Annotated in this window: 17 protein-coding genes; 13 read left to right on the top strand and 4 right to left on the bottom strand. The window is 69.1% G+C overall.

Going from position 1 to position 21,359, the window contains the following annotated elements:
- Positions 1 to 14: 14 nt before the first annotated feature.
- The 4 genes from OH768_RS33025 to OH768_RS33010 are packed head-to-tail and all read left to right on the top strand — an operon-like array spanning position 15 to position 5,717.
- Positions 15 to 1,667, top strand: coding sequence for a carboxyl transferase domain-containing protein (locus tag OH768_RS33025; protein WP_406459610.1), 1,653 nt, complete (start codon positions 15 to 17; stop codon positions 1,665 to 1,667).
- A gap of 23 nt (positions 1,668 to 1,690) precedes the next feature.
- Positions 1,691 to 3,604, top strand: coding sequence for an acetyl/propionyl/methylcrotonyl-CoA carboxylase subunit alpha (locus OH768_RS33020; RefSeq protein WP_406465544.1), 1,914 nt, complete (start codon positions 1,691 to 1,693; stop codon positions 3,602 to 3,604).
- A gap of 8 nt (positions 3,605 to 3,612) precedes the next feature.
- Positions 3,613 to 4,551, top strand: coding sequence for a hydroxymethylglutaryl-CoA lyase (locus tag OH768_RS33015; protein ID WP_406465542.1), 939 nt, complete (start codon positions 3,613 to 3,615; stop codon positions 4,549 to 4,551).
- Between the two features lie 5 nt (positions 4,552 to 4,556).
- Complete coding sequence (locus tag OH768_RS33010) at positions 4,557 to 5,717, top strand: acyl-CoA dehydrogenase family protein (RefSeq protein ID WP_406459609.1); 1,161 nt, start codon at positions 4,557 to 4,559, stop codon at positions 5,715 to 5,717.
- 7 nt (positions 5,718 to 5,724) lie between these two features.
- On the opposite strand, the gene OH768_RS33005 is transcribed toward OH768_RS33010, so the two are convergent.
- Both OH768_RS33005 and OH768_RS33000 read right to left on the bottom strand, forming a co-directional pair.
- The gene (locus tag OH768_RS33005; protein WP_406459608.1) at positions 5,725 to 6,360 is read right to left on the bottom strand and encodes a biliverdin-producing heme oxygenase; all 636 of its coding nucleotides are present in this window, start codon (positions 6,358 to 6,360) and stop codon (positions 5,725 to 5,727) included.
- Positions 6,357 to 7,478 (bottom strand): polyprenyl synthetase family protein, encoded by a 1,122-nt coding sequence (locus tag OH768_RS33000; protein WP_406459607.1) that lies wholly within the window; start codon positions 7,476 to 7,478, stop codon positions 6,357 to 6,359. The genes OH768_RS33005 and OH768_RS33000 overlap by 4 nt, the downstream gene beginning before the upstream one ends.
- 209 nt (positions 7,479 to 7,687) lie before the next feature.
- Between OH768_RS33000 and OH768_RS32995 the strand changes: the two genes are divergently transcribed.
- The 6 genes from OH768_RS32995 (at position 7,688) to OH768_RS32970 (ending at position 14,811) form a co-directional block, all read left to right on the top strand.
- A complete protein-coding gene (locus OH768_RS32995) occupies positions 7,688 to 8,737 on the top strand; it encodes an ABC transporter substrate-binding protein (protein WP_406459606.1) in 1,050 nt (349 codons plus the stop codon).
- 109 nt (positions 8,738 to 8,846) lie between these two features.
- Positions 8,847 to 9,680: a siderophore-interacting protein gene (locus tag OH768_RS32990; RefSeq protein ID WP_406459605.1), complete on the top strand. Its 834-nt coding sequence runs from the start codon at positions 8,847 to 8,849 to the stop codon at positions 9,678 to 9,680.
- Positions 9,681 to 9,790: 110 nt separating this feature from the next.
- Positions 9,791 to 11,233: a lysine decarboxylase DesA gene (gene desA / locus OH768_RS32985; protein WP_406459604.1), complete on the top strand. Its 1,443-nt coding sequence runs from the start codon at positions 9,791 to 9,793 to the stop codon at positions 11,231 to 11,233.
- Positions 11,217 to 12,494: a lysine N(6)-hydroxylase/L-ornithine N(5)-oxygenase family protein gene (locus tag OH768_RS32980; protein WP_406459603.1), complete on the top strand. Its 1,278-nt coding sequence runs from the start codon at positions 11,217 to 11,219 to the stop codon at positions 12,492 to 12,494. Before desA ends, OH768_RS32980 begins: the two co-directional genes overlap by 17 nt.
- Positions 12,491 to 13,036, top strand: coding sequence for a GNAT family N-acetyltransferase (locus OH768_RS32975; protein ID WP_406459602.1), 546 nt, complete (start codon positions 12,491 to 12,493; stop codon positions 13,034 to 13,036). Before OH768_RS32980 ends, OH768_RS32975 begins: the two co-directional genes overlap by 4 nt.
- Positions 13,033 to 14,811, top strand: a complete 1,779-nt coding sequence (locus OH768_RS32970; protein ID WP_406459601.1) for an IucA/IucC family protein — start codon at positions 13,033 to 13,035, stop codon at positions 14,809 to 14,811. The genes OH768_RS32975 and OH768_RS32970 overlap by 4 nt, the downstream gene beginning before the upstream one ends.
- A gap of 71 nt (positions 14,812 to 14,882) precedes the next feature.
- Here the strand turns inward: OH768_RS32970 and OH768_RS32965 are convergent, their stop codons facing one another.
- A complete protein-coding gene (locus OH768_RS32965; protein ID WP_406465541.1) occupies positions 14,883 to 16,472 on the bottom strand; it encodes a beta-N-acetylhexosaminidase in 1,590 nt (529 codons plus the stop codon).
- 83 nt (positions 16,473 to 16,555) lie between these two features.
- Between OH768_RS32965 and OH768_RS32960 the strand changes: the two genes are divergently transcribed.
- Positions 16,556 to 17,434 (top strand): DUF4429 domain-containing protein, encoded by an 879-nt coding sequence (locus OH768_RS32960; RefSeq protein WP_406459600.1) that lies wholly within the window; start codon positions 16,556 to 16,558, stop codon positions 17,432 to 17,434.
- Between the two features lie 49 nt (positions 17,435 to 17,483).
- Here OH768_RS32960 and OH768_RS32955 read toward each other — a convergent pair whose 3' ends face one another.
- Positions 17,484 to 19,064 carry a purple acid phosphatase family protein gene (locus OH768_RS32955; RefSeq protein ID WP_406459599.1) on the bottom strand — a complete coding sequence of 527 codons (1,581 nt, stop codon included), beginning with the start codon at positions 19,062 to 19,064 and terminating at the stop codon, positions 17,484 to 17,486.
- Between the two features lie 165 nt (positions 19,065 to 19,229).
- On the opposite strand from OH768_RS32955, the gene OH768_RS32950 reads away from it, so the two are divergent.
- Positions 19,230 to 19,487 (top strand): hypothetical protein, encoded by a 258-nt coding sequence (locus OH768_RS32950; RefSeq protein ID WP_352184416.1) that lies wholly within the window; start codon positions 19,230 to 19,232, stop codon positions 19,485 to 19,487.
- 12 nt (positions 19,488 to 19,499) lie between these two features.
- Positions 19,500 to 21,317, top strand: a complete 1,818-nt coding sequence (gene glmS, locus OH768_RS32945; protein ID WP_406459598.1) for a glutamine--fructose-6-phosphate transaminase (isomerizing) — start codon at positions 19,500 to 19,502, stop codon at positions 21,315 to 21,317.
- Positions 21,318 to 21,359: the final 42 nt, after the last annotated feature.

Here is a 21,359-nt window from a genome sequence, read left to right as displayed (position 1 = left end):
AGGGGACCCACAGAATGCAAGAGGCACCGGAGCTGACGAGCGATGGGGGTGCCCCCGCGCGAGTCCTTTCGAGCGTGGGGGAGGACCCCGCGTCGGAGGCGTGGCGGGCCAACGAGACGGCGCACCGCGCGCTGGGCGAGGAGCTGCGGCAGAAGCTCGCCGCGGCCCGGCTCGGCGGCGGTGAGCGGGCCCGGGACCGCCACACCGCACGCGGCAAGCTGCTCCCCCGCGACCGCGTGGACACGCTGCTCGACCCGGGCTCGCCCTTCCTGGAGCTGGCGCCACTGGCCGCCGACGGGATGTACGACGGGGCCGCCCCGGCCGCCGGTGTGATCGCCGGGATCGGCCGGGTGAGCGGCCGGGAGTGCGTGATCGTCGCGAACGACGCCACGGTCAAGGGCGGGACGTACTACCCGATGACCGTGAAGAAGCACCTGCGCGCCCAGGAGATCGCCCTGGAGAACCGGCTCCCGTGCATCTACCTCGTCGACTCCGGGGGCGCCTTCCTGCCCATGCAGGACGAGGTGTTCCCGGACCGCGAGCACTTCGGGCGGATCTTCTACAACCAGGCCCGGATGTCGGGGGCGGGGATTCCGCAGATCGCGGCCGTCCTCGGGTCGTGCACGGCCGGCGGCGCCTACGTCCCGGCGATGAGCGACGAGGCCGTCATCGTCCGGAATCAGGGGACCATCTTCCTGGGTGGCCCTCCCCTGGTGAAGGCCGCCACCGGTGAGGTCGTCACCGCCGAGGAGCTGGGCGGCGGCGACGTCCACGCGCGCGTGTCGGGTGTCACCGACCACCTCGCGGAGGACGACGCGCACGCCCTGCGGATCGTCCGGAACATCGCCGCCACGCTCCCCGCGCGCGGGCCGCTGCCCTGGGAGGTCACCGAGGCGGTGGAGCCGAAGGTCGACCCCTACGGGATCTACGGCGCGGTCCCGGTCGACTCCCGTACCACCTACGACGTACGGGAGATCATCGCGCGCGTGGTCGACGGCTCCCGTTTCTCGGAGTTCAAGGCCGAGTTCGGGCAGACCCTGGTCACCGGCTTCGCCCGCATCCACGGCCACCCGGTGGGCATCGTCGCCAACAACGGCATCCTGTTCTCCGAATCCGCCCAGAAGGGCGCCCACTTCATCGAGCTGTGCGACCAGCGCGGCATCCCGCTCGTGTTCCTCCAGAACATCTCCGGCTTCATGGTCGGGCGGGACTACGAGGCGGGCGGCATCGCCAAGCACGGCGCCAAGATGGTCACCGCCGTCGCCTGCGCGCGTGTGCCCAAGCTGACGGTCGTGGTCGGCGGCTCGTACGGCGCGGGCAACTACTCGATGTGCGGCCGGGCGTACTCCCCCCGCTTCCTGTGGATGTGGCCCGGCGCCAAGATCTCCGTGATGGGCGGCGAGCAGGCCGCGTCGGTCCTCGCGACCGTGAAGCGGGACCAGTTGGAGGCGCGCGGCGAGTCCTGGCCCGCCGAGGACGAAGAGACCTTCAAGGACCCGATCCGGCAGCAGTACGAGCGCCAGGGCAACGCCTACTACGCGACCGCCCGCCTCTGGGACGACGGGGTCATCGACCCCCTGGAGACCCGCCAGGTCCTCGGCCTCGCCCTGACCGCCTGTGCCAATGCGCCTCTGGGAGACCCCCAGTTCGGCGTCTTCCGGATGTGATGAGGGTGTCCGAGATGGTCGACATGTTCGAGACGGTCCTGGTGGCCAACCGGGGCGAGATCGCGGTTCGCGTGATCCGCACCCTGCGCTCGCTCGGTGTGCGCCCGGTGGCCGTCTTCTCCGACGCCGACGCGGACGCCCGGCACGTGCGGGAGGCCGACACGGCGGTACGGATCGGTCCCGCACCGGCCGCCGAGAGCTATCTGTCGGTCGAACGGCTCCTGGAGGCGGCGGCCCGCACCGGCGCGCAGGCCGTGCACCCGGGGTACGGCTTCCTCGCCGAGAACGCGGCCTTCGCGCGCGCGTGCGCCGACGCCGGGCTGGTCTTCATCGGTCCTCCGGCGGACGCGATCGCCCTCATGGGCGACAAGATCCGCGCCAAGGAGACGGTGGAGGCGGCCGGTGTCCCGGTCGTCCCCGGCGGCCGTGACCCCGAACTCGCCGAGGCGGCCCACAAGTTGGGTGCCCCCGTCCTCCTCAAGCCGTCGGCCGGCGGTGGCGGCAAGGGCATGCGCCTGGTCCGCGACCTCACCCTCCTGGACGACGAGATCGCCGCCGCCCGCCGCGAGGCCCGCGCCTCCTTCGGCGACGACACCCTCCTGGTGGAGCGGTGGGTCGACCGCCCCCGGCACATCGAGATCCAGGTCCTGGCCGACGGCCACGGCAACGTCGTCCACCTCGGCGAGCGCGAGTGCTCCCTGCAGCGCCGGCACCAGAAGGTCGTCGAGGAGGCCCCGAGCGTGCTCCTCGACGAGGCCACGCGCGCGGCGATGGGCGAGGCGGCGGTCCAGGCGGCCCGCTCGTGCGGGTACGCGGGCGCGGGCACGGTGGAGTTCATCGTCCCCGGGAACGACCCGTCGTCGTACTACTTCATGGAGATGAACACCCGCCTCCAAGTGGAGCATCCAGTAACGGAGTTGGTGACCGGACTCGACCTGGTGGAGTGGCAGCTCAGGGTCGCGGCCGGGGAGGCGTTGGACTTCCGGCAGAAGGACGTCCGGCTGACCGGGCACGCGATCGAGGCCCGTATCTGTGCCGAGGACCCCGCGCGCGGGTTCCTGCCCTCCGGCGGCACGGTGTTGAAACTGAACGAACCCTCCGGCGACGGCGTCCGCACCGACTCCGGGCTCTCCGAAGGAACCGAGGTCGGCAGCCTCTACGACCCGATGCTCTCCAAGGTCATCGCCTACGGCCCCGACCGCGCGACCGCGCTCCGGAAACTCCGGGCCGCCCTCGCGGACACGGTCACCCTGGGCGTGCCGACGAACGCCGGGTTCCTACGACGCCTGCTGGCCCATCCGGCCGTCGTGGCGGGTGAGTTGGACACCGGGCTCGTCGAGCGCGAGGCGGACTCCCTCATCTCGGACGAGGTGCCCGAGGAGGTCTACGAGGCGGCAGCCGCCGTACGACTGGATGCTCTGCGGCCGAAGGGCGAGGGCTGGACCGACCCGTTCTCGGTGCCGAGCGGCTGGCGGCTGGGCGGTGCTCCGAAGCCCGTCGGCTTCCATCTGCGGGTGACCGAGCCCGTGGAGTACGTCCCGCGCGGCAGCCACACGGTCACCGCCGACCAGGTCGCGGTCACCCTCGACGGGGTCCGGCACACCTTCCGCCGGGCCGGTGACTGGCTGGGCCGGGACGGGGACGCCTGGCAGGTGCGGGACCACGATCCGGTGGCCGCCTCGCTCAGCGGGGCCGACCGCTCCGGCGCCGGTTCGCTGACCGCGCCGATGCCGGGGACGGTGACCGTGGTGAAGGTCGCCGTGGGGGATCAAGTGACCGCCGGACAGAGCCTGTTGGTGGTCGAGGCGATGAAGATGGAGCACGTCGTCTCCGCGCCGCACGCCGGCACCGTCGCCGAACTCGATGTGACCCCCGGCGCGACGGTCGCCATGGACCAGGTGCTGGCGGTCGTCACACCTGCGGAGGAGGACCAGTGACACTCCCGATGGTCGTACCGGCCCCCGATCTGCCCGCCCGGGTGCGCATCCACGAGGTCGGGGCCCGTGACGGACTCCAGAACGAGAAGTCGACCGTGCCCACCGAGGTCAAGGCCGAGTTCATCCGGCGGCTGGCCGACGCGGGCCTGACCACGATCGAGGCCACCAGCTTCGTCCACCCCAAGTGGGTGCCCCAACTGGCCGACGCCGAGCAGCTGTTCCCACTCGTGCGGGATCTGCCAGGAGTGCACCTCCCCGTCCTCGTGCCGAACGGCCGCGGCCTGGACCGGGCCCTGGCCCTGGACGCGAACCGCGTCGCCGTCTTCGCCAGCGCCACCGAGTCCTTCGCCAAGGCCAACCTCAACCGCACGGTGGACGAGTCGCTGGCCGTGTTCGCCCCCGTCGTGGCCCGCGCCAAGGACGAGGGCGCCCATGTGCGCGGCTATCTCTCGATGTGCTTCGGCGACCCCTGGGAGGGCGAGGTACCCATCGCCCAAGTGGTCCGGGTCTGCCGGGCGTTGGTCGACATGGGCTGCGACGAGCTGAGCCTCGGCGACACGATCGGCGTGGCAACTCCCGGACATGTCCTGGAACTTCTCGCCGCGCTCAACGAACAGCACGTCCCCACCGATGTGTTGGGCGTGCACTTCCATGACACCTACGGCCAGGCGCTCGCCAACACCCTGGCCGCCCTCCAGCACGGCGTCACCACCGTGGACGCCTCCGCGGGCGGCCTCGGCGGCTGCCCGTTCGCCAAGTCCGCCACCGGCAACCTCGCCACCGAGGACCTGGTGTGGATGCTCCAGGGTCTCGGCATCGACTCCGGAGTCGACCTCGGCCGTCTCACCGCCACCAGCGTGTGGATGGCCGAACAACTGGGCCGACCCAGCCCGTCCCGCACCGTCCGCGCACTCGGTAAAACAGCACAGCCCCACAAGGAGCAGTGACCGCCATGGACCACCGTCTCTCCCCCGAGCTGGAAGAACTCCGCCGTACGGTCGAGGAGTTCGCGCACGACGTGGTGGCGCCGAAGATCGGCGACTTCTACGAGCGGCACGAGTTCCCGTACGAGATCGTCCACGAGATGGGCCGCATGGGCCTGTTCGGGCTGCCGTTCCCCGAGGAGCACGGCGGAATGGGCGGCGACTATCTGGCCCTCGGCCTCGTCCTTGAGGAGCTGGCCCGGGTCGACTCCTCGGTCGCGATCACCCTGGAGGCGGGCGTCTCCCTCGGCGCGATGCCGATCCATCTCTTCGGCACCGACGCCCAGAAGGCCGAGTGGCTGCCCCGGCTGTGCTCCGGCGAAATCCTCGGCGCCTTCGGGCTGACCGAACCGGACGGCGGCTCCGACGCGGGGGCGACGCGGACCACGGCCCGCCTGGACCCGGACACCGACGAGTGGGTGATCAACGGCTCCAAGTGCTTCATCACCAACTCCGGTACGGACATCACCGGTCTGGTGACGGTCACCGCGGTCACCGGCCGCAAGCCCGACGGCAAGCCGCTCATCTCCGCGATCATCGTGCCGTCCGGGACGCCCGGCTTCACGGTCGCGGCGCCGTACTCGAAGGTCGGCTGGAACGCCTCGGACACCCGCGAGCTGTCCTTCGCGGACGTACGGGTCCCGGCGGCGAACCTGCTGGGCGAACAGGGCCGCGGCTACGCCCAGTTCCTGCGCATCCTCGACGAGGGCCGGATCGCGATCGCGGCCCTCGCCACCGGCCTCGCGCAGGGCTGTGTCGACGAGTCGGTGAAGTACGCCAAGGAACGGCACGCGTTCGGGCGGCCGATCGGCGCCAACCAGGCCATCCAGTTCAAGATCGCCGACATGGAGATGAGGGCCCACACCGCCCGCCTCGCCTGGCGCGACGCGGCCTCCCGCCTGGTGGCCGGCGAGCCCTTCAAGAAGGAGGCGGCCCTCGCCAAGCTGTACTCCTCCACGATCGCCGTCGACAACGCCCGCGACGCCACGCAGGTGCACGGCGGCTACGGCTTCATGAACGAGTACCCGGTTGCCCGGATGTGGCGCGACTCCAAGATCCTGGAGATCGGCGAGGGCACCAGCGAGGTCCAACGGATGCTGATCGCCCGCGAGTTGGGCCTCGCGGGCTGACAGGCGGCTACACCGGTTCGGGGGCCGGGCTGCCCAGGCCCACCGACAACTCTGCGGATATCAGCGCGACATGCCGGTAGGCCCGCTCCGCGGCGGCCAACACCCTTTCCTGTACGGCGGTTTCGCCGAGCGCGCGGTCGAGGCGCTCGGTGAGGGCCGTCCAGCGGGCGCGGTCGCCGCTGCCGTAGTACGACGCGCCGTTCCCGTCCGTGAGCCGGTACGCCTCGGTGACGTACCGGAGCAGGAAGCGGGCACCGAGGGTGGAGCCCTCCAACACGTAGAGGAAGCCGAGGAGTTCGGGGGGATCAGTGGCGGCGGTGCGCCGGATCTCGTCGGCGAACTCCGTGGCGGCCGGGCAGGGTTCGGGGGTCGCGCCCAGGGTGGCGAAGTGGCGGAGGTCGCGTTCGAGGAGCGGGACTTTGCTCAGGTCCGGCAACCAGACCGCGCCGACGGACGAGCAGGTGGCCCCGGCGAGTTCGGCCTCCAATGTCCGCAACACCTCGTGATAGACGGCCAGTTGGCGGACGTAGCGGTCGAGGGGCAGGGTTCCGGCGAGCATCGCGGTGGCGAATCCAGTGCGTTCCAGGGCCTCGTGCCAGGTACGGGTGCCGTTCCTCAGCCGTTGCGTCGCCCTGTCCGTCATAAGCCGCTCCGCTGCCGGACCGTCGCGAGCAGACGGTCGATGAGGTGGCCCTTGCGTTCGATCGTGACGTCGAAGTAGGCGGCACTGCGCTCGGAGCGGCACACCCCGTGGACGGCGTCCTTCGCGGCCCGCTTCAGGGCCACGGCCTCCTCGGCCAGCGCGAGAAGCGTCCGCTCCAGTTGCGGGTGACCGAGAACGTACCGTTTGAATTCCGCTTCCGGCGGTGCGTCGTCGAGGAGTTCCAGGAGGACCCGGTTGCCGAGGCCGTCGAAGTCCTCGTGGGTGTTGGCCCCGCCGAGTTCCGGCACGAAGTCGGTCAGGTCGTTGAACAGCTGGCTGGCGAGGCCGAGTTGGCGCATCGCGCCGTCCAGGACGAGCCGGTCGTCCTCGACCACCCGCAGTCCCGCGACCGCCGCGTCGAGCGGCATCCGGAACAGGGTGCCGGTCTTGAGTGCGGCCGTCTCCTCCCAGAAGCCGACCCGGACGGCGCGCGGGGCGGCCAGCAGCTCGGCGCGGGTGAGCGCCGTACGCGAGGACATGTCGACGGCCTGCCCGGTGAAGCCGTCGCCGACGGAGCGCAGCAGGCTGTCCACGACGGCCGGGTCGGCCGCGTGCCGCAGCGCGGACATGATCAGCCAGGCGCCGGCGTTGAGGGCGAGCGGTGTGCCGTGGGTGGTGTGCAGGGCGGGTTCGCCGTAGCGGACGTCGCTGCCGTCCTGGATGTCGTCGAGGGCGACGGCGGCCTTCAGCAGAATCCTTACGGCAACTGCCGTGCGGCGGACGACGGCCAGCTCGGCGGCCGTTTCGTCCCCGGCGGCCAACTCACCGGGAAAACCCCGGTAGTTGCGGTAGGCCCAGTAGACCATCGAGGGGCGCAGCGGAGCCCGGCCGCCGGGGGCCGCGGCGGTGGGGGGCAGCGCCTGCTGGCCGATCCTGGAGCCGACGGCGTCGGCGACCGGTTCGTACAGGGAGCGCCGCAGTGCCGTGTCGTAGACGGAGGCCGTCGCCCGCGCCGGGGCGGTCAGCGAGCCGAGGAACTCGGCGAGGTCGTCCTCCAGCAGTGCCGCGTCGCTCCGCACCACCGCGTCCACATCCGTCGCTTCCACCGTGGTAGCCACTCCACCTCCGCATGTCACCGAACATCAGTGCGCTGGGCTCACTACGAACGAGCATGATCACAACGGACGGACGGGACAAGGAGGTTGAAAGCCAAAGTGCGCAGGGCGTGGGTGGCGGCCACCCCACCCACTGGACATTCAGTGAGGTTAGGCTAACCTACCTTCGAATTGTCCGGCGGGTGCTCCGCCCTGTTCGAAAGCAGCCACACATGTCCAACGCCCGTGCCACCCACCTCTCCCGCCGCGGCATCCTCGCCGCGGGCGGCGCCCTCGGCCTCGGTGCCGTGCTCGCGGCCTGCGGCGACGACGACGCGAAAAGCGGTGGCTCGGACAAGGAGACGACGGCCGCGAAGTCCGGCCCGTGGAGCTTCAAGGACGACCGCGGCCAGACCGCGAAGACCGACAAGACCCCGGCGAACATCGTCTCCTTCATCGGTGTCGCCGCCGCGCTGCACGACTACGGCATCGAGTCCAAGGGCGTCTTCGGCCCGACCAAGCTGAAGGACGGCAAGGCTGACGTGCAGGCCGGTGACCTCGACATCAGCAAGGTCACGATCATCGGCAACGAGTGGGGCCAGTTCAACATCGAGAAGTACGCGGCCCTCTCCCCCGACGTTCTCCTCACCACGATGTTCGACTCCTCCGGCACGCTCTGGTACGTCCCGGAGGAGTCGAAGAAGAAGATCCTCGCCGTGGGCGCCCCGACCGTCGGCATCTCCGTGTACGACGTCCAGCTGCCGACGCCGCTCGCGCGCATGCTGGAACTCGCCAAGTCCCTTGGCGCGGACACCACTTCGTCCACCATCACCGCGGCGAAGAAGCGGTTCGAGGACGCTGCCGCCCGGCTGCGCGCCGCCGCCAAGGCCAAGCCGGACATCAAGGTCCTCGCCGGTTCCGCGAGCCAGGACATCTTCTACGTCTCCGGGTCGAACCTCTCCATCGACCTTGAGTACTACAAGGCGCTCGGCGTGAACTTCGTCGAGCCGTCCGCCGCCGCCCTGAAGGCGAGTGGCGGCTGGTACGAGAACCTGAGCTGGGAGAACGTCGACAAGTACGGGGCGGACATCATCATGATGGACAACCGGACGTCGGCGATTCAGCCCGCCGACATCACCGAGGGCACGTGGAAGAAGTTGCCTGCGGTGAAGGCTGGGCAGGTCATCGCGCGGAACCCCGAGCCGATTCTGTCGTACGCCAAGTGCGCGCCGCTGCTTGAGGATCTGGCGAAGGCGATCGAGAACGCGAAGACGGTCAGCTGAATTTGGGGTGGTTGCGCTTTATGGGGAGCTGCGGGCCGGTTGCGGCTGGTCGCGCAGTTCCCCGCGCCCCCAGGGAGTTACCCCTCACCTCCGTTTTGGGAGTTGCCCCATGACTACGGCCGTCGCCGCGCCCTTCCGGTTCTTCTCACTCCAGGTCGTCCGGACGGAGCGGCTTGGGCCGTCTCTGGTCCGCGTCACCTTTGGTGGGGGCGATCTGGCTTACTTCTTCTCCGACGGGTGTGATCAGTCCCTGTCGCTCTTTCTCCCCCACCCGGGCCAGTCCGAGCCCGCCGTGCCCTACGAGCTCGGTGACGGGTGGTGGCAGGCCTGGCGTGAACTCCCGGACGACGTGCGGGCGGTGATGCGGTCGTACACGCTCCGCGCACTGCGCCGCGATCCCGATGAGATCGACATCGACTTTGTGCTGCATGAACCCGCCGGGCCCGCCTCCCGGTGGGCCTCCCGCGCCTCCGCCGGGGACCGGGTCGTGCTGCTCGGGCCGGCCGTCGCGGACAATCGGGCCATTCGCTTCCGGCCGCCGGAGGACGCCGATCTCGTGGTGCTCTGGGGTGACGAGACCGCCGTCCCCGCCGTGTCCGCGATTCTCGAAGCGCTGCCCGCGGGCATGCCTGCACGGGTGTGGCTGGAGGTCCAACATGCCGGTGATGTGCAGGACTTGGTGACCGCGGCCGACGCCGAGGTGACCTGGCTGGTGCGTGAGAACCAGGGCGCCGAGGGGTCCCCCATGGCCCTCGGCGCCCTGCGCGCTGCCCAACTACCTTCCGCCGAGCGGCCGTACGTCTGGATCGCGGGTGAGTCCGGTCAAGTGAAGGCGTTGCGGCGGCACTTCGTGAGTGAGCGTGAGTTCGACCGGCGGCGAGTGACCTTCGTCGGGTACTGGCGGCAGGGGCTCAGCGAGGAGCAGTTGCGCGAAGCGGGGTGAGAGGCGGCCGATGTGCGAGTGACGCCAGTCACGGGAGGGGCGGGTTCCAAAGATCTAAGTTAGGTTAGCCTTACCTAAATTCAAACCCGTCCCCACCGGAGGACCCCCACATGCGCTCGCACCTGCTCAATGACACGACTGCGGAGCACTACCGCCGCTCCGTGACGGAAGGCGTGGAGCGGGTGGCGGCCAAACTCGCCACCACCGAACGACCGTTCACCGGCGTCACGGTCGACGCCCTCTCCCCCCTCATCGACCGGATCGACCTCGACCGCCCGCTCCACGACACCGGCGCGGTGCTCGACGAGCTGGACGAGGTGTATCTGCGGGACGCGATCTACTTCCACCACCCCCGCTACCTCGCCCACCTCAACTGCCCGGTCGTCATCCCCGCGGTGCTCGGCGAAGCGGTGCTCTCCGCCGTCAACTCCTCCCTGGACACCTGGGACCAGTCGGCCGGCGGCACCCTCATCGAGCGCAAGCTGATCGACTGGACGAACGAGCGGATCGGTCTCGGGCCGCACGCCGACGGGGTGTTCACCTCCGGCGGCAGCCAGTCCAACCTCCAGGCCCTGCTGCTGGCGCGCGAGGAGGCGAAGACCGACACTCTCGCCAAACTGCGTATCTTCGCCTCCGAGGTCAGCCACTTCAGCGTGAAGAAGTCCGCGAAGCTGCTGGGACTTGGGCAGGACGCCGTCGTGTCGATACCCGTCGGCGCCGACAAGCGGATGCAAACGGTCGCTCTCGCCCGGGAGTTGGAGCGCTGCAAGAACGCCTGTCTGGTGCCCATGGCCGTCGTCGCCACCGCCGGCACCACCGACTTCGGCTCCATCGACCCACTGCCCGAAATCGCCGAGCTGTGCGAGCAGTTCGGGGTGTGGATGCACGTCGACGCGGCCTACGGCTGCGGGTTGCTCGCCTCCCTCAAGCACCGGAGCCGCATCGACGGCATCGAGCGCGCCGACTCGGTCACCGTGGACTACCACAAGTCCTTCTTCCAGCCGGTGAGTTCGTCCGCCGTCCTGGTCCGCGACGCCGACACCCTGCGCCACGCGACCTACCACGCGGAGTACCTCAACCCGCAGCGCATGGTGCAGGAGCGCATCCCCAACCAGGTCGACAAGTCCCTGCAGACCACCCGCCGCTTCGACGCGCTCAAGTTGTGGATGACGCTGCGCGTGATGGGCGCCGACGGCATCGGCCAACTCTTCGACGAGGTCTGCGACTTGGCCGAGGAGGGCTGGAAGCTGCTGGCGGCCGACCCGCGTTTCGACGTGGTCGTCGAGCCCTCGCTCTCCACCCTCGTCTACCGCTACATCCCGGCCGCCGTCACCGACCCGGCCGAGATCGACCGCGCCAACCTGTACGCCCGCAAGGCCCTGTTCGCCTCCGGTGACGCAGTGGTCGCGGGCACCGAGGTCGCGGGCCGCCACTACCTGAAGTTCACCCTGCTCAACCCCGAGACGACGGCCGACGACATCGCCGCCGTCCTCGACCTGATCGCCGGCCACGCCGAGCAGTACCTGGGAGAGTCCCTTGACCGCGCTTCCTGAACCCGCCACCAAGACCTACGACTTCGTGGGCATCGGGCTCGGGCCCTTCAACCTCGGCCTCGCCTGCCTCACCGAGCCGATCGTCGAACTCGACGGGATCTTCCTGGACACGAAGCCCGACTTCGAGTGGCACGCCGGCATGTTCCTCGACGGCGCCCACCTCCAGACCCCGTTCATGTCGGACCTGGTCACCCTCGCCGACCCGACCTCGCCGTACTCCTTCCTCAACTACCTGAAGGAGAAGGGGCGTCTGTACCCCTTCTACATCCGCGAGAACTTCTATCCCCTGCGGGTCGAGTACGACGACTACTGCCGGTGGGCCGCAAACAGGCTCTCCAACGTGCGCTTCAGCACGACTGTCACCGAAGTGACGTACGAGGACGAGGTCTACGTCGTCCGGACCGAGGCCGGTGACCTCTGCCGCGCCCGGCACCTGGTCCTGGGCACCGGCACCCCGCCCTACCTCCCTGAGGCCGTCGCGGGTCTGGGCGGTGACTTCATCCACAACTCCCGCTATGTGCAGCACAAAGCGGAGTTGCAGGCCAAGGAGTCGATCACGCTGGTCGGCAGCGGGCAGTCCGCCGCCGAGATCTACTACGACCTGCTCAGTGAAATCGACGTCCACGGCTACGAGTTGAACTGGGTGACGCGCTCGCCGCGCTTCTTCCCGCTGGAGTACACGAAACTCACGCTGGAGATGACCTCCCCGGAGTACATCGACTGCTTCCATGCCCTGCCGGAGCAGACCCGCTACCGCCTCACGGCCGAGCAGAAGGGCCTGTTCAAGGGCATCGACGGCGACCTCGTCAACGAGATCTTCGACCTGCTGTACCAGAAGAGGGTCGGCGGACCCGTTCCCACCCGGCTGCTCACCAACTCCGCGCTGAACGACGTCACTTACCGCGACGGCGTTTACGAACTCGGTCTGCGCCAGGAGGAGCAGGAGAAGGACTACACCCTGCGCTCGCAGGGCCTGGTCCTCGCCACCGGCTACAAGTACGCCGAGCCGGAGTTCCTCAAGCCCGTGCACGAGCGGCTGCGTTACGACTCGCAGGGCAACTTCGACATCGCGCGCAACTACTCGATCGACACCACGGGCCGGGGCGTCTTCCTGCAGAACGCCGGCGTCCACGCGCACAGCATCACGTCCCCGGACCTGGGCATGGGCGCGTACCGCAACTCGTACATCATCCGTGAGCTGCTCGGCACCGAGTACTACCCGGTCGAACAGACCATCGCGTTCCAGGAGTTCGCCGTATGACCTTCACCTTCCGCCCCCTCGACCCGCTGCAGGACGCCGAGTTGGTGCACCGGTGGCTCACGCACCCCAAGGCCGCCTTCTGGATGATGCAGGACGCGAAGCTGGAGGACGTCGAGCGCGCCTACATGGAGATCGCGGCCGACGAACACCAGCACGCGCTGCTCGGGCTCCAGGACGGTGTCCCCGCCTTCCTGATGGAGTACTACGACCCGCGGTATCGCGAACTGGTCGGGCTGTACGAGCCGTTGCCCGGTGACGTCGGCATGCACTTCCTGACGCCGGCCACCGAGACGCCCGTCCACGGCTTCACCCGCGCGGTGATCACCGCCGTGATGGCCCGCCTCTTCGAGGACCCGGCCGTCGAACGTGTCGTCGTGGAACCGGACGTGTCCAACACCGCCGTCCACACCCTGAACGAGGCGGTCGGGTTCGTACCCGAGCGCGAGATCCAAAAGCCGGAGAAGAAAGCCTTGTTGAGTTTCTGCACACGGGAACGCTTCCTCAAAAGGCACAGCGTCGCGGCCATGGCGGTGTCCGCATGAGTCTCGCCGACGCCGTGGCCCACCTCTCCCCCGAACGCTGGGAGAAGGCCAACCGCCTCCTGATCCGCAAGGCCCTCGCCGAGTTCGCGCACGAGCGGCTGATCAGCCCCGAACTGGCCGACAAAGACAGCGACTTGTACGTCGTCCGCAGCGACGACGGCCTGACCCGCTACCGGTTCACCGCCATCCGCCGCGCCCTCGACCACTGGCAGGTCGACGCCGACTCCATCACCCGTCACCGTGACGGCGTCGAACTCCCCCTCGCTGCACTGGAGTTCTTCATCGAGCTGCAGAAGTCGCTCGGGCTGAGCGAGGCGATCCTGCCGGTCTACCTGGAGGAGATCTCCTCCACCCTCTCCGGCACCTGCTACAAGCTCACCAAGCCGCAGATCCCGGTCGCCGAGCTGGTGACGAGCGACTTCCAGGTCATCGAGACGGGGATGACGGAGGGCCACCCCTGCTTCGTCGCCAACAACGGGCGGCTCGGCTTCGGCGTCCGCGAGTACCTCTCGTACGCCCCCGAGACCGCGAGCCCGGTCCGGCTGGTCTGGCTGGCCGCGCACCGCTCACGGGCGGCGTTCACGGCGGGTGTGGGCATCGAGTACGAGTCCTTCCTGCGGGACGAGCTGGGAAGTGTGACGCTGAACCGTTTCCGCGACACACTTTTCGAGAAGGGTCTCGACCCCGACGACTACCTCCTCATCCCGGTCCACCCCTGGCAGTGGTGGAACAAGCTCACCGTCACCTTCGCCGCCGAGGTCGCCCTCGGCCACCTCGTCTGTCTCGGCGAGGGCGACGACGAGTACCTCGCCCAGCAGTCCATCCGGACCTTCTTCAACAAGTCCCACCCCGAGAAGCACTACGTGAAGACGGCCCTGTCCGTCATCAACATGGGCTTCATGCGCGGACTTTCGGCCGCCTACATGGAGGCGACCCCGGCGATCAACGACTGGCTCGCCCAACTCATCGACAACGACCCGGTGTTGAAGTCCACCGGCCTGTCGGTCATCCGCGAGCGGGCGGCCGTCGGCTACCGGCACCTGGAGTACGAGGCGGCCACCGACCGCTACTCGCCCTACCGCAAAATGCTCGCCGCCCTGTGGCGCGAGAGCCCGGTCTCCTCGCTCCGGGACGGCGAGTCCCTGGCGACGATGGCCTCACTGGTGCACCTGGACCACGAGGGCGCGTCCTTCGCCGGCGCGCTGGTCGAGCGCTCGGGGCTGGCCCCGGTGGAGTGGCTGCGGCGTTATCTGCGGGCGTACTTCACCCCGCTGCTGCACAGCTTCTACGCCTACGACCTGGTGTTCATGCCGCACGGCGAGAACGTGATCCTCGTCCTCAAGGACGGCGCGGTCCAGCGCGCGATCTACAAGGACATCGCCGAGGAGATCGCCGTCATGGACCCGGACGCGGTGCTGCCGCCGACGGTGGAGCGGCTGCGGGTCGAGGTCCCCGAGGACAAGAAGCTCCTGTCGATCTTCACCGACGTCTTCGACTGCTTCTTCCGCTTCCTCGCCTCCAACCTGGCCGCCGAAGGCGTCCTGGAGGAGGACGACTTCTGGCGTACGGTCGCGGAGGTCACCCGCGAGTACCAGGACTCGGCACCCGAACTCGCCGACAGGTTCCGGCAGTACGACATGTTCGCGCCCGAGTTCTCGCTGTCCTGCCTCAACCGGCTCCAACTGCGCAACAACGAGCAGATGGTGGACCTGGCGGACCCGTCCGGCGCGCTCCAGCTCGTCGGCACCCTGAAGAACCCCATCGCCGGGTTCTGACCCACAAAGCAGGCGGGCACCCCGGAGTACGGTCCTCCGGGGTGCCCGCCCCATTCCCGAATACAGCTCAACTAGCCTGCGGGCCACGGCACTTGGGGCGACCGGTAGTAGTCGATCCCGAGCGCGTCCCAGCGCGGGGCCTGCGCCGCGAGCCGCACCTTGTACGTGTCCCAGTCGTGCGTCGAGGCCGGCGACCAGCCCAGCTCGGCCACGCCCGGCAGTCTGGGGAAGGCCATGTAGTCGATGTTCGCGCCGGTCACGATGGTCTCGGACCACAGCGGCGCCTCGACGCCCCGGATCGCCGAACTCGGCACCCCGGCAAGGTAGTTGCCCGGGTCCCAGTCGTAGGACCGCTTGACCTCGACCAGGCCCGCCCAGTCCTGGCCGAGCGGGGTGTCCTCGGTGTACTTCATGTCGAGGTAGACCCGGTCGGCGGGCGAGAGGATCAGTCCGGTGCCGTTCTTCGCGGCCTCGGCGACCTGCGCCTTCTCGGCGGCGTCGGTGTCGTCGAGTCCCCAGTACTGGGCGAGGGCGCCCTTGACCGGATGCGCTCCGGTGATCTGGTGCCAGGCGATCACCGTCTTGTCGTACTTGGTGACGATCGGCTGCACCCGGTCCATGAACTTGACGTAGTCCTCATGGCTGGTGGAGTGCGCCTCGTCGCCGCCGATGTGGAGATAGCGGCCCGGGGTGAGCGCGGCCAGTTCGCGGATCACGTCGTCCACGAAGCTGTACGTGACGTCCTTGCCGACGCACAGCGAGCTGAAGCCGACGTCCGTGCCCGTGTAGAGCGGGGGTGCCACGCCGTCGCAGTTCAGGTCGGCGTAGGAGGCGAGGGCCGCGTTCGTATGGCCGGGCATGTCGATCTCGGGGACGACCTCCAGGAAACGCGAAGCGGCGTAGCGGACGATCTCCTTGTAGTCGTCCTTGGTGTAGTAGCCGCCCGCGCCGCCGCCGACCTCGGTCGAGCCGCCGTAAGTCGCGAGGCGCGGCCAGGAGTTGATCGCGATGCGCCAGCCCTGGTCGTCGCTGAGGTGCAGATGCAGTTCGTTGATCTTGTAGAGCGCCAACTCGTCGATGTAGCGCTTGACCTGGGCGACCGTGAAGAAGTGCCGGGAGACGTCGAGCATCGCACCGCGGTAGGCGTAGCGCGGGGAGTCCTCGATGGTGCCGCCGGCGATCCGCCAGGGGCCGCGCTGCACGGAGTTCTTCTCGACGGCGGCGGGCAGGAGTTGGCGGAGGGTCTGGACGCCGTGGAAGAGTCCGGCGGGCCTGCTCGCGGTGATGGTGACTCCGGAGGTCCCGCTGACGAGCCGGTAGCCCTCGGCGCCGAACGTGCCCTTGGCCAGCCGGAGTTGGATACCGCCCTTGCCCCGCGAGGTGACCGGCAGCCGGTAGCCGGTGGAGGGGCGCAGAATGCCCGCGAGGTACGCGCCGATCCGGCGCGACTCGCGTGTGTCGTCGACGCGGATCCGGGTGCCGCTCGTGATCTGGTACGGGTGTCCCGCCGGGGTGACCTTGGCGGGCGCCGGGACCACCCGGCCCAGCGGGGTGACGGCGGCGGGCTCGGCGGAGGGTGCGGCGCCGACGACGGACACGCTCGCGGCGGCGACGAGCAGCAGCGAACCGAGGAGGCGGGTCGTTCTGTGGCGCTGTCTCACAAGGTGTCTCACAAGCGGTCCCTTCCTTGCAGCCGGACAGGTACAGACCATTCTGTCGCCACGGCGATGGAAGAATCCCTCCTATGGCGGAAATCATCCAGAAGGACGGCACCTGGATCTTCGACGGCGACGCCCTGCGGCTGACTCCCGGACGGGACAAGAACGTCGGCCTGTTCCGCAGGACGCTGGGAGAACTCGTCGTTCCCCTGGGCGCGTTGGCGGGCGTCTCGTTCGAGCAGGGCCGGAAGTCGGGGCGGCTGCGACTGCGGCTGCGCGACGGCGCCGACCCGCTGCTGCACGCCACCGGCGGCCGGCTCGCCGAGGGCGACGACCCCTATCAACTGACCGTCGAATCGGACCGGTACGGCGTCGCCGAGTATTTCGTGGACGAGGCGCGCAACGCCCTGCTGCTCGACGGGGTTCCGGCGGACCCGGTGGCCGAGTACCTGCTGCCGGGCCCGGCCGTGCCGCTCTCCGTCTCCGCCGGGGACGGCACCGCGAGCTTCGACGGCGAGCACGTACGGCTGGAGTGGAACTGGAAGACCGAGGACGCCAAGTCCGCCGCCGGCGCCCGCACTCTCGCCGTCACGGACCTCGTCGGTGTGGAGTGGCGGCCGTCGGCCGGTCTTGAGAACGGCTACATCCGCTTCGCGGTGCGCCACGCGCCGACCAAGGCGCCGCCCAAGTACGACCCCAACTCCGTGGAGCTGTGGGGCTTCAAGAAGGACTCGCTGATGGCCCTGATCGCCGCAGCCGTCCAGGCCCGGCTCCCGCACCCCGCCGCCGAGCCGGACGTACGACCCGAACGGCCCGAGCCCGCCCGGCAGTTGACGGCCGCGGCGGAGGACGGCCACGACGCGCTGCTGCGGCGGCTGCGGGAACTCGGCGAGCTGCACCGGGACGGGGTGCTCACGGACGAGGAGTTCTCGATGGCCAAACAGGCGGTCCTCAAACGGATGTGAGGACCGCCTGCGTAATGAGTACGCCCCGCCTTCCGGGCGTAATCCGGACTTACTTGGCCTTACGGGCGACCGTGAAGCGGTCGATCTCGGCACCGGTCTCGGCGATGCCGCGGACCGTCAGGGTGGCCGTACGGCCCTTCGAGGCGGGCTGGACATCCACGCGCAGGAACGAGTAGTTGAGGTAGCGCACGCGCGACCAGGCGACCGTCTCGTTGACCTTGCCGTCCTTCGTGTTGACGAAGGCGGCCACGGAGTCGACGTCGGCGACGTGACCCTCGTAGGAGTCCGGGGCGGAGAACGCGTACAGGCTGCGGCCGGCCGCGCCGGCCGTCACGTAGACGACACCCTCGGTCTCCGGGTACGCCGTGCCGCCGATCGGCAGCTTCTTGACGACGGCGTTCTTCTTGATGACGTCGGTGCGCTCGTACTGGTGGTTGTGGCCGTTGATGACCAGGTCCACCGTGTACTTCTCGAACAGCGGCACCCACTCGCCTCGCACTCCCCCCTCCGAGGAGTGCGCGGTGGAGGTGCAGTACGCGCAGTGGTGGAAGAAGATCACCACGAAGTCGATGTCCTCGGCCGCGCGGAACTTCTTGAGCTGCGCCTCCAGCCACTTGGTCTGGGTGCCGCCGGAGATGCCGAGGTTGGCCGGGATCTCGAAGGACACGTCGTTGGCGTCGAGCGAGATGATCGCCGTGTTGCCGTAGACGAAGGAGTAGACGCCCGGCAGGTTCGTCTTGTCGGGGCCGTTGTCCGGCAGGTTCCAGCGGGCGTCCTCGCCGCCGTAGCCGTTGGGCGAGTACCAGGCCTCCATGTCGTGGTTGCCGTAGGCGGGCATCCACGGCACGGACTTGGCGACGGACTCGGTCTGGGCGAGGAACAGGTCCCACGTCCGCGAGTCGAAGCCGGCGTCGGCGGTCTTGCCCGCACCGGCCGGGTCGGCGTAGCAGATGTCGCCGGCGTGCAGGTGGAACGCCGGGTTCTGGCCGAGCAGCAGGCTGTTGTTGGCCAGACCGTGGTAGCCGACGCCCTCGTCGCCGAAGGCCGTGAAGGTGAACGGCACGGCGCGGTCGGGCGCGGTGGTGAAGGTGCCCAGGGTGCCGAGCAGGTGGGCCTCGGCCGGGTCGAAGCCCGCGTGGCCGACGCCGTAGTAGTAGGTCCGGCCCGGGCGCAGGTGGGTCAGCTTGGCGTGCAGGTAGTACTGGGTGTGGTCGCCGCTCGCGCCGACGCCCGCCGGGGTGTAGAGGGTGCGCACCTCGGCCTCGATCTTGCGGGAGAGGTCCCAGGGGTGCGCGCCGATCCGGACGAACGGCTTCTTGACGTTGGTCGGGACCTGCCAGGAGACCGTGACCTCGGTGCTCGGGTCGTTGCCGAACGCGAGGTGGCGGCCGAACGGGGCGACGAGGGCCCCGTCGACCGACGACGCGGTGGAGGTAGCGGCATAGGTGGCGGAGGCCTGGCTGGGGACGGCCGCCTGGGCGACCGCGCCCGGTACGAACACGCCGCCGGCGACGGCACCGAGGGTCACGGCGCCGCCTCTGATCATCGTGCGCCGGGAGAATTTGGAGCGTAGGTACTCGTGCTGCTCCGCCATGCTCATGCGCTCGGCGAGCTCTTCGGGTACTCCCATACGAGGAATGTCCATGGCGACTGAAACTCGTCCATATGAGCAACGAGGCGCAAGACACAGGATGGACAGCTTACGAACAGAGCCCCATAAGACTTTCAACAGACCGTTGCCCGATATCGGGCAGGATTCTTGCAAACCCTTCTTCGGTACTCCAGGATCAACCGGGTGCACGACGAACTCGTTGATCATCTGACGCGCTCCACCCCCCTCAACCGGGGCGAGGCTCTGCGGGTGATCCAGGACGTGCTCGCCTACTTCGACGAGACGACCGAGGAGTACGTCCGTCGCCGCCACCGCGAGCTCCAGGCCCAGGGCCTGGTCAACGCGACGATCTTCGACCGGATCGAGGCGGACCTGAAATACCGGGCGGTCGCACCGCCGGAGCTCACGCTCAGGCAGCTGCGCCGCATCGTCTACGGCTAGGAACACTTGTATATGTGCGGAATCGTCGGATACATCGGCAAGCGTGACGTTGCTCCGCTGCTGCTGGAGGGCCTGCAGCGGCTGGAGTACCGCGGCTACGACTCGGCGGGCATCGCCGTCACGACCCCGAAGACGGCCGGCCTGAAGATGGTCAAGGCCAAGGGCCGGGTCCGTGACCTGGAGGCCAAGGTCCCGGCGCGCTTCAAGGGCACCACCGGCATCGCCCACACCCGCTGGGCCACGCACGGCGCCCCCTCCGACGTGAACGCCCACCCGCACCTGTCGGCCGACGGCAAGGTCGCCGTCGTCCACAACGGCATCATCGACAACGCCTCGGACCTCCGGAAGAAGCTCGAGGCGGACGGCGTCGAGTTCCTCTCCGAGACCGACACCGAGGTCCTCACCCACCTCATCGCCCGCTCCCAGGCGGAGACCCTGGAGGAGAAGGTCCGCCAGGCGCTCCGGGTGATCGAGGGGACGTACGGCATCGCCGTGCTGCACGCCGACTTCCCCGACCGCATCGTGGTGGCCCGAAACGGCTCCCCGGTGGTCCTCGGCATCGGCGAGAAGGAGATGTTCGTAGCCTCGGACATCGCCGCACTGGTGACACACACGCGCCAGATAGTGACCCTCGACGACGGCGAGATGGCGACCCTCAAGGCCGACGACTTCCGGACATACACCACCGAGGGCACCCGCACCACGTCCGAGCCGACCACCGTCGAGTGGGAGGCCGCCTCCTACGACATGGGCGGCCACGACACCTACATGCACAAGGAGATCTTCGAGCAGGCCGACGCCGTGGACCGCGTGCTGCGCGGCCGCATCGACGACCGCTTCTCCACCGTGCACCTCGGCGGCCTCAACCTGGACGCCCGCGAGGCCCGGCAGATCCGCCGCGTCAAGATCCTCGGCTGCGGCACCTCGTACCACGCGGGCATGATCGGCGCCCAGATGATCGAGGAGCTGGCCCGCATCCCCGCCGATGCCGAGCCCGCCTCCGAATTCCGGTACCGCAACGCGGTAGTTGACCCCGACACGCTGTACATCGCGGTCTCGCAGTCCGGTGAGACGTACGACGTCCTGGCGGCGGTCCAGGAGTTGAAGCGCAAGGGCGCCCGCGTCCTCGGCGTGGTGAACGTCGTCGGCTCGGCGATCGCCCGCGAGGCGGACGGCGGCATGTACGTGCACGCGGGCCCCGAGGTCTGTGTCGTCTCGACCAAGTGCTTCACCAACACCACAGTGGCTTTCGCCCTGTTGGCGCTCCACCTCGGCCGCACCCGCGACCTCTCGGTCCGCGACGGCAAGCGCATCATCGAGGGCCTGCGCAAGCTGCCGGCCCAGATCTCCGAGATCCTCGACCGCGAGGACGAGATCAAGAAGCTGGCGGCCGGGTACGCCGAGGCCCGCTCGATGCTCTTCATCGGCCGCGTCCGGGGCTACCCGGTGGCCCGCGAGGCCTCCCTGAAGCTCAAGGAGGTCTCGTACATCCACGCCGAGGCCTACCCCGCCTCGGAGTTGAAGCACGGCCCCCTCGCCCTGATCGAGCCGGCCCTCCCCACGGTAGCGATCGTCCCCGACGACGACCTCCTGGAGAAGAACCGCGCCGCTCTGGAGGAGATCAAGGCCCGCAGCGGCCGAATCCTCGCGGTGGCCCACCAAGAGCAGGAGAAGGCCGACCAGACGATCGTGGTCCCGAAGAACGAGGACGAGTTGGACCCGATCCTGATGGGCATCCCGCTCCAACTCCTCGCGTACCACACGGCGTTGGCGCTGGGCCGGGACATCGACAAGCCGAGGAACCTGGCGAAGTCGGTAACGGTCGAGTAGGTCTTTTGCTTTTAGGGGCGCGGGGCTGAGTCAATTTGCGGC

It is taken from the genome of Streptomyces sp. NBC_01622, from assembly GCF_045209635.1.
In the GTDB taxonomy this organism is placed as follows: Bacteria; Actinomycetota; Actinomycetes; order Streptomycetales; family Streptomycetaceae; genus Streptomyces.
The sequence above is the reverse complement of the archived record's forward strand: the minus strand, read 5'-3'. Positions and strand labels throughout refer to the sequence as shown.

What these genes read in the sequence shown, in the direction of transcription:
- OH768_RS33025 (WP_406459610.1), top strand. Translation starts at nt 15, where the DNA reads ATGCAAGAGGCACCGGAGCTGACGAGCGATGGGGGTGCCCCCGCGCGA.
- OH768_RS33020 (WP_406465544.1), top strand. Translation starts at nt 1,691, where the DNA reads ATGTTCGAGACGGTCCTGGTGGCCAACCGGGGCGAGATCGCGGTTCGC.
- OH768_RS33015 (WP_406465542.1), top strand. Translation starts at nt 3,613, where the DNA reads ATGGTCGTACCGGCCCCCGATCTGCCCGCCCGGGTGCGCATCCACGAG.
- OH768_RS33010 (WP_406459609.1), top strand. Translation starts at nt 4,557, where the DNA reads ATGGACCACCGTCTCTCCCCCGAGCTGGAAGAACTCCGCCGTACGGTC.
- OH768_RS33005 (WP_406459608.1), bottom strand. Translation starts at nt 6,360, where the DNA reads ATGACGGACAGGGCGACGCAACGGCTGAGGAACGGCACCCGTACCTGG.
- OH768_RS32995 (WP_406459606.1), top strand. Translation starts at nt 7,688, where the DNA reads ATGTCCAACGCCCGTGCCACCCACCTCTCCCGCCGCGGCATCCTCGCC.
- OH768_RS32990 (WP_406459605.1), top strand. Translation starts at nt 8,847, where the DNA reads ATGACTACGGCCGTCGCCGCGCCCTTCCGGTTCTTCTCACTCCAGGTC.
- desA (WP_406459604.1), top strand. Translation starts at nt 9,791, where the DNA reads ATGCGCTCGCACCTGCTCAATGACACGACTGCGGAGCACTACCGCCGC.
- OH768_RS32975 (WP_406459602.1), top strand. Translation starts at nt 12,491, where the DNA reads ATGACCTTCACCTTCCGCCCCCTCGACCCGCTGCAGGACGCCGAGTTG.
- OH768_RS32970 (WP_406459601.1), top strand. Translation starts at nt 13,033, where the DNA reads ATGAGTCTCGCCGACGCCGTGGCCCACCTCTCCCCCGAACGCTGGGAG.
- OH768_RS32960 (WP_406459600.1), top strand. Translation starts at nt 16,556, where the DNA reads ATGGCGGAAATCATCCAGAAGGACGGCACCTGGATCTTCGACGGCGAC.
- OH768_RS32955 (WP_406459599.1), bottom strand. Translation starts at nt 19,064, where the DNA reads ATGGGAGTACCCGAAGAGCTCGCCGAGCGCATGAGCATGGCGGAGCAG.
- glmS (WP_406459598.1), top strand. Translation starts at nt 19,500, where the DNA reads ATGTGCGGAATCGTCGGATACATCGGCAAGCGTGACGTTGCTCCGCTG.